Origin of the sequence: Maribacter sp. PR1 (assembly GCF_028464145.1) — a bacterium.
Lineage (GTDB): Bacteria > Bacteroidota > Bacteroidia > Flavobacteriales > Flavobacteriaceae > Maribacter.
This window is the reverse complement of the sequence record NZ_JAQPCG010000002.1, coordinates 527,957-540,570: the sequence shown is the minus strand read 5'-3', so window position 1 is coordinate 540,570 and position 12,614 is coordinate 527,957. Positions and strand designations below refer to the sequence as shown.

5 protein-coding genes are annotated in these 12,614 nt (G+C 39.1%); all 5 read right to left on the bottom strand.

Going from position 1 to position 12,614, the window contains the following annotated elements; all coding sequences use genetic code 11:
• Positions 1 to 130: 130 nt before the first annotated feature.
• On the bottom strand, positions 131 to 2,560 hold the full coding sequence (locus tag PP182_RS06055; protein WP_272650441.1) for an ABC transporter permease: 2,430 nt from the start codon (positions 2,558 to 2,560) through the stop codon (positions 131 to 133).
• A gap of 38 nt (positions 2,561 to 2,598) precedes the next feature.
• Complete coding sequence (locus PP182_RS06050) at positions 2,599 to 5,031, bottom strand: ABC transporter permease (protein ID WP_272650440.1); 2,433 nt, start codon at positions 5,029 to 5,031, stop codon at positions 2,599 to 2,601.
• Between the two features lie 15 nt (positions 5,032 to 5,046).
• Positions 5,047 to 7,482 (bottom strand): ABC transporter permease, encoded by a 2,436-nt coding sequence (locus PP182_RS06045; RefSeq protein ID WP_272650439.1) that lies wholly within the window; start codon positions 7,480 to 7,482, stop codon positions 5,047 to 5,049.
• A gap of 251 nt (positions 7,483 to 7,733) precedes the next feature.
• Positions 7,734 to 10,112 (bottom strand): ABC transporter permease, encoded by a 2,379-nt coding sequence (locus PP182_RS06040; protein WP_272650438.1) that lies wholly within the window; start codon positions 10,110 to 10,112, stop codon positions 7,734 to 7,736.
• Positions 10,113 to 10,193: 81 nt separating this feature from the next.
• Positions 10,194 to 12,593, bottom strand: coding sequence for an ABC transporter permease (locus tag PP182_RS06035; protein WP_272650437.1), 2,400 nt, complete (start codon positions 12,591 to 12,593; stop codon positions 10,194 to 10,196).
• Between the last annotated feature and the right edge of the window lie 21 nt (positions 12,594 to 12,614).

Below are 12,614 nucleotides of genomic sequence, written 5' to 3'. Positions count from 1 at the left end.
GTCACCCATTTATTAGTTGTAAAATATTTTGACAAAAGATGTACAATATATTTACAAAGACTAGTCTAAAAACAAACTGTTACAAAACCGCTTTATCGGTTCACTAATTTTTGAGTAAAAAGTATTTGACCTATTCGGTCCTTAAACTCTTCACAGGGTTTGCTATTGCAGATTTCAAAGATTGAAACCCTACAGTCAAGAATGTAATCACCAGCGCAAATCCGCCTGCCAACAAAAACACCCACCATTGAATATCAATTCGATACGTAAAATCCTCCAACCACCTTTGCATAAAATAATAGGCTATAGGTGAGGCAATCAAAAAGGCTATACCTACCAGAACCACAAAGTCCTTAGTCAATAACTGCACAACAGAGCCGATACTTGCTCCTAAAACCTTACGAATGCCTATTTCCTTTTTCTTTTGTTCGGCCACATAAGATACCAAGCCAAAAAGGCCAAGACAACTAATTAAAATCGCCAAAATCGTGAATACCAATGAAATCTGCCCTAAGCGTTTCTCCTCGTCATACAATCTTTCAACTTCTTGATCTACAAACCTATAATCGAAAGGAACATTCTTAACCGTGGCGTTCCAACGTTGTTCCAAACCCGACAGTAATTGCCCGTACTCTTTGGTTTCGGTTTTAAGAAATAACCAGTTCGGAGAAGATTCCTTATGTAAAAAAAGAGGGGCAATTTCATCTTTAATTGAAGCAAAATGGTAATCTTTTACTACACCTACGATGCGCATTTCATAGGATTCATCACCAAAGCTTTGCACTAATCTACTACTTAAAGCATTCTCTTCCTCTATTTTAAACGCACGTAGTGTAGCCTGATTTACAATTATTTGATCCGTGGTATCCGAAGGGGTAAAGTCCCTACCGTTTACGATAGGTATATCGAAGGTCTCAAAATAGCCTTCACTAATCCCCTGTCTTTTAACGATTTTTACGTTCTCCCGATTGCCCCCTGGAAGATAGAGGCCATTATCAGATAAAACAATTTCGGAAGGAGCGTAATTACCACTGGAGACGCTTACCACCCCTGGAATTTCCAAGAATGCCGACTTAATGGATTCAAACTTGCTAGAAGCTTCGTCAGTACCTATGCGTAGGGCTAGAAGATTATCTTTCTTGAAACCTAAATCCTTACTTTGAGCAAATTTGAACTGCTGTGTTACAACGATGACCGTAGCGACCAAACTTATGGACACGACAAACTGAAAAACTACTAGGGCCTTTCTAAAACCACCACTTCCAGACTTTAGAATAACAGCGCTTTTAAGGGCTCTAATTGGTTTTATTGAGGAAAGTATGAGTGCTGGATAAATTCCAGCTATGAATCCCGTCGTAATACCAAGTGCAATCAAAATAACAGCAATTTCCCGGTTTAAAAGGTTTTGGTACGTGAGAGTCGCCTGTGTAAGTTCATTCAGCATCGGTAATAACAAAATGGTTATAGGAATACTGATGAGCATGGCAAAAAGCGATAATAATAAGGACTCTCCAATAAATTGCCACATCAAACTTTTTTTGCCAGCTCCAACAACCTTGCGAACCCCAATTTCCTTTGCTCTTTTACTGGCCCTTGCTGTACTTAGATTAATAAAATTGATGCATGCCACCAATTGTATAAAAAATGCCAAAGTCAATAAAAAATACAGGTATTTAATATTGGAGACTTCATGTATTTGATTTTTTCTTCCTGCCGAATACAAATGGATATCGGTTACGTTTTTCAATATTAAAACCTTATTGTCCATACCGGCATTGGCAAGGTCCTGGGCACCTCTTTCGGTAATGAATTCAGGCAATTTTTTTTGTACTTGATATGAGGCTACATTAGGTTTTAGTTTTACATAACTATACACAAAATTATTTGTTGCAAAATCCTGAAAGTTTTGAACGAAAGTCCCCATTCCAGGAGTACTCATGCTTACAATATAATTTGGGTTCAAATGGGACTTACCATAAGTTTCGTCAAAAACCCCGGTCACGGTTAAAGTCTGTGCGTCTTCACCACTACCCCATGTCACGGCTTTTCCCAAAGCGTTTTGACCACTGAACAATTTTTCCGCCAAAGAAGATGAAAGCACCAGGGAATTGGGCCCGTTTAAAGCAGTTTCTAGTTTTCCTTCCAACAAATTATAGGTAAAAACCTTAAAAAAGGTTGAATCCGCAATATATACCCTTGGCTCATAATAAGAATCCTTACTTTTTGCGGCACCAATCAGGTTACTATAAAAAACATCGGCCAGAACTACACGTGTTGCCTCGTCAACCTCTGGGAAGTCTTCTTTTAGGGCAAAAGCGATAGGCGGGGATGCCGCACCAGTGTCAAAATTTTCATCACCATCCCTTTCTATTATGGTTTCAACCCTGTAAATGGAAGAAGCTTCCTTATGGTGCTCATCATAACCAAACTGATCAAAAACATATAAAAGAATTGCTAAACAGCTTACCGTACCAACGGTAAGACCCAATAAGTTTATAATAGTCTGTTGCCTATTTTTAAGTAGGTTTCGCCAAGCTATTTTTATATAGTTTTTAAACATGTTTCTCGATTTTTTGATTGATGATTGATTTCAAATTTTCATTCTGTCCGCAAACTTTTTACAGGGTTTACTATAGCGGCTTTAATACTTTGATAGCTTACCGTTAATATGGCAACGCCTAGTGCCAATACCGCGGCCAATAAAAATACCCACCATGCTATTTCAATTCTATATGAAAAATCCTGTAACCATTGGTTCATTGCATACCAACCTATTGGAAGTGAAATAAATATGGCGATGCCTACCAATTTTAGAAAATCCACCGTAAGCCGGTAAGAAATCTGGCTTACGGTAGCTCCCATCACTTTTCTAACCCCAATTTCCTTGGTTCTTTTTTGGGCATTAAAAGCAGCTAATCCAAATAATCCCAAACAGGCTATAAAAATGGAAAGAATAGTAAATATGATAAAGATTTTACTCAAACGTCGCTCCGCTTCATAAGTGGTATTGAAGGAATCATCCATAAAGCGATAATTAAATGGTTGTCCCGGAGCAAAGGTCTCCCAGACATTTTCAAGTTCAAATAGGGTTTCGTTGTACTTACCCGGGCTAATTTTCGCTGCCAATACTCCTGGAGTCTGATTCCAAAAAAGACCAAGTGCACTGATATTTTCCCTTAAAGATTCATAATGAAAATCTTTCACCACCCCAATAACCTTATAGAATTGAGGCCTTTCTAGATCAATATCCTGGGAGATTCGGGTTCCTAGTGCTTCATCGGCATTCATACCCAGAACCTTTAAGGTTGCCTCATTGATTATTACCGCTATAGAATCTGTGGCAAATTGCTCATTGAAATTTCGACCGGCTACCAACTCCATGCCTAAAGTCTCAATATAGTCAAGATCTACGTCCCAAGTCTGCATCTGTATGGCATTTTCTTGCGTCATTGCTCCCTCCTTAAAATAAGAACTATTAGACCTTGAAGATGGCGTTGGCAAATAGTAACTTATTGTCGCATTTTCTACATCACCAATTTTTAACATCTCTTCTTTGAAGGACGCCAGCCTATCTCCCACCGCAAAAACATCCTCAACAAGAACTATTTGCCCCTTGGAAAAGCCCAAATCTTTGCGCTGTATAAAATTTAGCTGTTGAAATACGACCAATGTGCTTACGATTAAGAAAATTGATATTGTAAATTGAAAAACAACCAAGGCGTTTCTAATATTTCCTCCTCCTACATTACTCTGTGCTCCACCTTTGAGGGTTTTAACCGGCTTGAATTTTGACATAAAAAAGGCAGGATAACTTCCGGAAAGTAATGCCAACAGAAGGGTAGCTATGAGTAATAGTACCCAAAATATGGGATCGGTAAAAGGAATTGACACTGCTTTATCCGATAGTTCATTGAAAAATGGAAGTACTACAATAGTAAGTACCAGTGCAATCAACAAAGAAATAAATGAAATCAAGCACGACTCCGTTAAAAATTGCCTGATCAATTCCCTCTTATTTGAGCCTAGCGTTTTTCGTACTCCCACCTCTTTGGCACGCTTTAGAGAATAGGCTGTAGAAAGATTCATAAAATTCACACAAGCCAGAACTATCAAAAATAGACCTATAAAAGAAAGAATGTATATATTCTGAATACTACTGTTCGCGCTCATCTCGGAATCTTTATTGGAATAAAGGTGGATGTCCGTAAGTGGAATAGTGTGGTATCTTAAATAATTACCTGCCTCTATAAAAGACTTTTTGGTAATTCCAGGAAAGTGTTGTTGCGCCCATGGTAACATGTAGGTATCGAACATTCCGGCCAATGGTTCTTGAAAGTCAGCAACATTTGCCGATGGAATGAGCTTTACGAACGTATAATAGTTGTTACTCCCCCAATGAATCAATTGGGCATCCGCATAACCGGACATTGCCATGAAAACGGAATGGTCCCTTAAAAAAGAACTTTTTGGTAAATCATTAATAACCCCTGTAACCGTATATGTATCACTATTGTTCAACAACATAGTCTGCCCAAGCGCATTGTCAATTCCAAAGTGCTTTTCCGCGGCTGTTTTGGTAAGCACCATCGTATTTGGTTCTACCAGAGCTGTATTTGAATCACCAACTAACAAATCAATTCCGAAAAAATCGAACAAAGTAGAATCGGCAAATGATACCCTTAATTCCTTTGTATTGGTCTCGGTTCCAGTTTTTCTTAATAATAGGCTTCCTCTATCTCGAAACCTAACGGTAGATTCCACCTGTGCAAAATCCCCCTGCATGGTTGCGGCCATTGGGGCAGCTGCTTCGGCCGATCTCATTTCTGCCCCTCCAAATTTAATGTCTGTATCAATCCTATAAATACGCTCGGCATCGGCAAACATCTTATCAAAACTTAACTCATCATGGATATATAATGAGATTAACAGTGCTCCCGCCATTCCTATAGCAAGACCAAAAGTGTTTAGAAATGTAAAAACAGGTTGTTTTTTTAAACTTCTCCAAGCTATTTTTAAGTGATTCTTAAACATGACCGTCTTTTTTAATTATTCCGTCCGCAAACTTTTTACCGGATTCACAAGGGAAGCCTTAATACTTTGATAACTCACCGTAATGACCGCAACGGCTATGGCCAAGAAGGCGGCTAATGCGAACACCCACCAAGGAATATCAATTTTATAGGAGAAATCCTCTAACCACTTGTTCATGGCATACCATCCTAGTGGCAAAGAAATTAAAATGGCCACACCAACCAACTTTAAAAAATCCATGGTGAGCTTTACCGAAATTTGTCCTACGCTTGCACCGAGCACTTTGCGAACGCCAATTTCCTTTACGCGTTTTTCGGCATTAAAGGCAGCTAATCCAAATAATCCCAAACAGGCAATAATGATAGACAGTATTGTAAAAATGACGAATATATTACCCAATCTTTGCTCACTTTGATAGGAGTCATTAAAGGAATCATCCATGAAGTAATAATTAAAGGGTTCTCCAGGTACTATGTTGTTCCAAACCCCTTCTATTTCTGAAACTGCATTATCAAAGTTACCTGCTTCTATTTTTATGGCCATGGCGTAGGCACCTTGAGTTAGGCGAAGACTAAGGGCATCGATTTCTTCCTTCATAGATTCGAAGTGGAAATCCTTAACCACACCAACTATGGTAAAAAACTCAGGATTTTCCGCATTAAAATCGGGTGAATATCTTTTTCCCAAGGCAGTCTCAGGGTTAAGTTTCATAACCTTTACGGCAGTTTCATTGACAATAATAGCCGTAGAATCGTTACCGAAATTTTCATCAAAGTTACGTCCGGCAACCAACTCAAAACCCATAGTTGGAACATAGTCATAATCTACTCCCCAAGTTTGCATACTTACCGCATTCTCCTGATCTGTTAGTCCTTCTTCTGGTACAAACGTATTATCGCTTCTACTTGACGGGGTTGGGAAAAAACTACTTAACGTGGCGTTTTTAACAAAGCCTAGTTGCTTCACTTGTTCCTTAAAAGAACTCGCTTTGCTTCCAGCAGTATATACGTCATTAACGACCAATACTTGATCCTTTGAAAAACCGAGGTCCTTACTTTGAATGTACTTTAATTGTTGATATACCACCAAAGTACTTATAATCAAGAATACCGATATGGCAAATTGAAAGACCACTAAGGAATTCCTAATTTTTCCACCACCTACACTACTATGCCCACCGCCTTTAAGCACATTTACGGGGATGAATCTTGACATGAAGAATGCCGGATAACTTCCCGAAAAAAGACCCAAAAGAATTACTGCTCCCAATAAAATTAGCCAAAAGAAAGGATTTAGAAACGGAAGTGAAATGTCCTTATCAGCCAAGTCGTTAAAGAAGGGTAGGGCCGATACGGCCAAAACCAAAGCCAAAAGCAACGATATAAAAGAAATTAAGCCAGACTCCACCAGAAACTGCCTTACCAAATCCCTCTTGTTAGACCCCAAGGTTTTACGAACGCCGACCTCCTTGGCTCTTTTCAGGGATTGCGCCGTGGAAAGATTCATAAAATTTACACAGGCCAAAACAATTAAAAATATAGCAATAAAAGAGAGTATGTAAATACTCTGCATATCATTATTGGCACTAATCTCGGCAACCAAATTAGAACTTAAATGAATATCGGTCAAAGGAATTATGCTGTAAATCAAATAGTTTCCTGCTGCTTTGAATTGTTCCTCGGTTATTCCGGGCATATACCGCTGTACCCCGGGAATTACATATTTACCCAAAAAACCTTCCAAGGGCTCTTTAATATCCTCAACATTCGCAGAGGGAATCAATTTAAAATAGGTTTGATAATTATTACTTCCCCAATTTACTATTTCGGAATCTTCATTGCCGGCCATAGCCTCGAACAAACTGTAATCTCTCAAAAAAGAGTTATTGGGTAAATCCTCGATTACTCCCGTTACCGTAAATGACTCCTCATTGTTCAACAATAGATCCTGACCGACAGCACTGGAAACCCCAAAGTGCTTTTCCGCTGCTGTCCTTGTCATTACTATCGTATTCGGATTTTTAAGCGCTGTATTTGGATCACCTTCAATTAGTTTAATCCCGAACATGTCAAAAAAGGAGGCATCCACGAAGGTTGTCTGTTCTTCCTTAACATTAGCCTCCGCCCCAACTTTTCTGACCAGGGCACTCCCCCTAGTCCTAAACCGGGTAACCTCTTCAATTTCGGAAAAATCGTTTTCCAGAGCCTCTGCCATTGGTGCAGGGGTTACGGCATACTTTCGGGCATCGCCACCAAATTTTATATCTGCATTTACCCTATAGATTCTGTCTGCATCTGCAAACATGGTGTCATAGGTTAACTCGTCGTAGATATATAATGAAATAAGTAGAGCTCCCGCCATACCAATAGCAAGACCAAAGGTATTTAGGAACGTAAAGAAGGGTTGCTTCTTTAAACTCCTCCAAGCGATTTTGATGTGATTTTTAAACATGATCTATGATTTTTTGATTGATGCTTCGACTATGCTCAGCACAAGTTGATATAGTGGCTCATATTATAGCGTGACCAATTTCATGCCAATTAGATAAATAATTGATTATTAAATATTTAACAAATTATTATATTGATCAAGTGTAAAATATTTTGACAAATAATGTACAATATATTTACAAGGAATATTCTTAAATCAAATAGTTCCAATTAATTAAAAATCAATACTTGATTATGAAAAAAGTAGTTTCCCTACTCTGTCCGCAAACTTTTTACAGGATTGGCCATGGCCGCTTTGAATGCTTGAAAACTAACCGTGAATAGGGCAATAGAGATGGCAATAGCTCCGGCAATGACAAATACCAACCAATTAATTTCAATACGATAAGCAAAGCTTTCCAGCCAATTTTGCATGGCATACCATGCTAATGGAATAGCAATTAAAATTGAAATGAACACCAACTTTAAAAAATCTTTGGAAAGTAGGTTAACAATTCTCGAGACACTGGCCCCCAAGACCTTTCGAACTCCTATCTCCTTTTTGCGCTGCTCAGCAGTATATGTCGCAAGCCCAAACAGCCCAAGACAAGAAATTATGATAGCCAGAATAGAAAATATTTTCGCGAGCTTACCAACCAATTCCTCATTTCTGAACCTGGAATTAAACAAATCATTTTCAAAACGATATTCAAATGGAAACGATGGGTTGTATTCCTTGAGGATCCGCTCAATCGCTCCTAATGCCTCTGCCCTTGAAGATTCCGGTCTTATATTAATATACATGGCATTACCAAAATCATAATTATTATAGAACATGACGGGACCTGTTTTTCCATTACCATACATATCGCCATAGAGATAATCCTTGACAACCCCTATTACGTTATAATTGGTGTTATTGCGCATGATGGTCTTACCTAGAGCACTCTTATCGCCCATAAGATTGGCAAAAGATTGGGTTATAATTACATTGGTACTATCCACGGCCCTATCATCATTAAAACCATGCCCTTCAACCATTTCTAAACCAACCGTATTAAAAAAACTAGGGCTCACATATCTAAATCTCACAAGAACATCATCAGTATTTACACCTCCTTGCCAGCTCAGGCCTGCTCCGTTGTTGCCACTGGATAACATATAAGAATTGGAAAGTGCAACATTATCGACTACACCGGAAGCGATCAAATCTTCTTTAATTGGGTAGAATTTATCTATCATGTTCCCACTAACCGAAACATTAACTAAGTTCTCTTTTTCATAACCGACATCACGAGCTCTAACATGTTGTATTTGCTGATAGATTATAATACTACAAATAATGAAAACTATAGATACCGCAAATTGAGTAACCACAAGTGCTTTACGAATCAACGTTGCGCTGCCATGACTTTTACCAGTACCTTTAAGAACCTGAGCAGGTCTAAAGGAAGAAAGATATAGGGCAGGATACCAACCTGCTAAAAGACCCGAGACCAAAGTAATTCCAAGAAGTGAAAATATATGTAGGGGTTCAAGTACCCTTAATTCCATCTGTTTTTCAACAAGAGTATTAAAGGGTGGTAATAACACCAGCAATAACACAATACTGAACAAAGCGGAAATACCTGCCATAATCAAGGCTTCCATCATAAATTGGGAGACCAGTAGCTTTTTACTGGAACCCAATACTTTTCGTACCCCTACTTCGTTAGCCCTTTTTTCACTTCTAGCAGTTGATAAGTTCATAAAATTGATGCAAGCAATCAATAGGATAATCAATGCAATAAATGCTACCAAGCGAACAAAGGTAATTTGTCCTCCAACCTTTTTTCCCCCGCTAAAATCTGAACGTAAATGCCAATCTTTGATGGAATGTAAAAAAGCCTCATTTGGCGATTCATTTTCGCTATCCATTTTAGAGGCAATCATTGCCCTTACTTTGTTATCCACTACTTTAAAGTCGGAATTTGGGGCAAGTTCTACAAAGGTGTCGGCAAAGTTGTTACCATATTCCTTTGTCCAAGACATATCTTCTTCCCCTAGCTGAAATCGTTCAAAAGGCAGAAGCCAGTTGAACCCAAAGGTGACATTGTTAGGTAGGTCTTCCACAACCCCGGTAACCGTAAAACTATATTCGTTATTGACTTTTATAACACGGTTAAGCACTTTTTTATCCGAACCGAAAAGCGTTGCGGCAGTTTCTTGGGTCAAGATGATTCCATCTGGCCTTGATAGTGCACCCTTTAATTCTCCCTCTAAAAAATTAAGACTGAAAATGTCCAAAAAATCAGGATCTACATACCTGCCATATCGATTGACTCCATTTTCGCCATCGGAAAGTAAAATTTCTCCGCCCCAAGTAGTAGAAGATTTAGTGATTTCCGGTATCTCATCCTTTAAATCCTTTGCCAACGGTCCCGGCGTGGAATAATATGTATATACTTCACCCTCAAAAGTTTGATTGGTCGGTACATAGTATACCAAATCCTGTTTAGGAAAAACGCTATTAAAGTTCACTTCGTCCTCGACCCATAGTAGTATTAGACTGGCACAGGTAATTCCAATCGCCAAGCCGAAAATATTTAGGGCACTATAGGCCTTATTCTTCCAGAGGCTACGAAACGCAATTTTAAAATAGTTTTTAATCATGGTTCTCTTCTTTTGTTGGTTAGAGCGAAGTCGATACTTCCAACCTCTCAACTTTGCTAATGGGGATTGGGTTTTAAAATATCATTCCGTTCTTAAGCTTTTAACAGGATTTGCTCTGGCCGCTTTTATCGCCTGAAAACTTACAGTAGCTATGGCAATGGCCAATGCAATAGCTCCGGACATGGCAAAGACCCACCAATGTATATCTATTTGATAGGCATAATCGTTCAACCATTTGTTCATGGCATACCATGAGAAAGGAGTTGCAATAAATATGGCCAACAATACCAGCTTCATAAAATCCTTGGATAATAGTAAGGCAATACTGGATACTTCAGCCCCCAAAACCTTGCGAACCCCTATCTCCTTGGTCCTTTGAACTGCACTGTATGTTGCCAAGCCCAACAACCCTAAGCAAGCAATTAATATGGCCAAAAAGGAAAAAATGGTAAAGAGGTTTTTAAACTTAAAATCAGCTTCATATTGCTGGTTAAATGATTGATCTAAGAAACTATAGAGAAAAGGACGATGGGGTGCCAGTTCCGACCATTTGCTTTCGATCTTGGTTATGGCTTGTTGAATATTGTCCGATTTCACCTTTAACGAAAGGTACTTGCCATATTGCGAGTACCGCAAAGTCAATGGTGCCACTTTCTGGTGTAAGGACAAATAATTAAAATCCTTTACTACGCCCACAATGGTACCTTCACGGCCCCATTGTTCAAAACTTTTTCCTATAATATTTGCTGGGTCGGCATATCCAAAACTTCTGGCTGCGGCTTCGTTGACTACCATAGCCTGGGTAGAATCCGTTACAAATTCCCTTGAATAAGATCTTCCTGCCACTACTTCTATTTCATAATGGGGAATAAAATCAAAATCGATTTCATACAAGAACGGTTCAAAGTGCTCCATTTGTCCTTCCTGAGTCTCTATATTGGTTCCGGCAGCAGGAAAATGACTTCCAGGAACCGTACGCGAACCGGCAACGGAGACTACTTCTGGCAAGGTCATAAACTCGCTTTTTATGGTTTCCATATTGTCCAGCACTTCACCGTCCCAATTAAAGTCGATTACCAATTGCTGTTCCCTGTCAAAACCCAAATTTTTATCGAGCATATATCCTAATTGAAAGTATACGATTACCGTACTTGCAATTAAAGCGATGGAAAGACTAAACTGAAATACAACCAAGCCTTTTCTAAGTCTATTACCACTCTGTGAGGTTCTAAAAATCCCTTTCAAAACACTTGACGGTTTAAAACCCGATAACACAAAAGCAGGATAGCTCCCGGACAACAAACCTATGACCAAGGCCATTCCCACATAGCTCAAAAGGGTAAATCCATTATAAAGTTCTTCTGTTGAAAATGGTTTTCCCGTAATTTCCCGCATGCCGGGAAGACAAAGAAGAACCAACCCCAAGCCTAATAATGATGCCGTAAGAACCATAATCATGGACTCCCCCAAAAATTGATATATCAAACCTTTCTTATTGGCACCAATTACTTTTCTTATACCTACTTCCTTTGCCCTTTCCAAGGAACGTGCCGTAGCCAAGTTCATAAAATTGATACTTGCTATAATCAGAATAAATAAACCAATTATTGCAAAGATGTATATATTGGATAGGCTACCTGTAATTCCCGGCTGTCTTGCTGCTTTCGATTGTAAATACGCCTCACTTAAAGGTTCAAAAGAAAGGTCGTAATAATATTCCGCATTCTCCTCTGGGCGATTCCTTTCTAAAAACGCCGGCATCTTTGCCTGAAACGCTGCTTGGTCAAAATTCTCATCGACCAGAAAGTAGGTGTAGAAATCCACATAACCCCAAGCATCAAAAATTTCAGGCCGGGTCTGATAGAACGAACTCATGGACATAAGCACATCAAAAGAAAAATGTGAATTGGCCGGGACGTCTTTCATGACACCTGTTACGGTATAGACTCCGTCATTGGCCCTACCACCAATACCATTAATAGCCTTGCCCATTGGATCCTCATTCCCAAAATATTTTCTCGCCGTGCTTTCCGTCAAGACAATGGAATAGGGCGCTTCCAAGGCGGTTTCAGGATTTCCGGAAATCAATGGCCAAGTAAACACTTCAAAGGCACTCGGTTCCATATAAAAGCAATTGCCTTCTTGGAAAGAACGTTTATTATATTCCAACAGGATATCCGATCTACCCGAAAATTGTACTTTTTCAATGACTTCTGGAAAGTCGGCCTTTAATGCCGGTCCTACCGGGGCATTTCCCCAAATCCATCTATCCTCCGAATTATCGGGACTGCTGTGGTGGACCACTCTATAAATCCTATCACCTTTTTCATGATAGCTATCGTAGGAAAGCTCATTTCGTATGAACATTGCTATCAATAAAAAGCAAGTCATTCCTATTGCGAGCCCTCCAATATTAATTGCCGAATACCCTTTGTTCTTTAAAAGATTACGCCAGGCTATTTTCAGATAGTTTCTAAGCATGATTAATTTTTTTTGATTGAT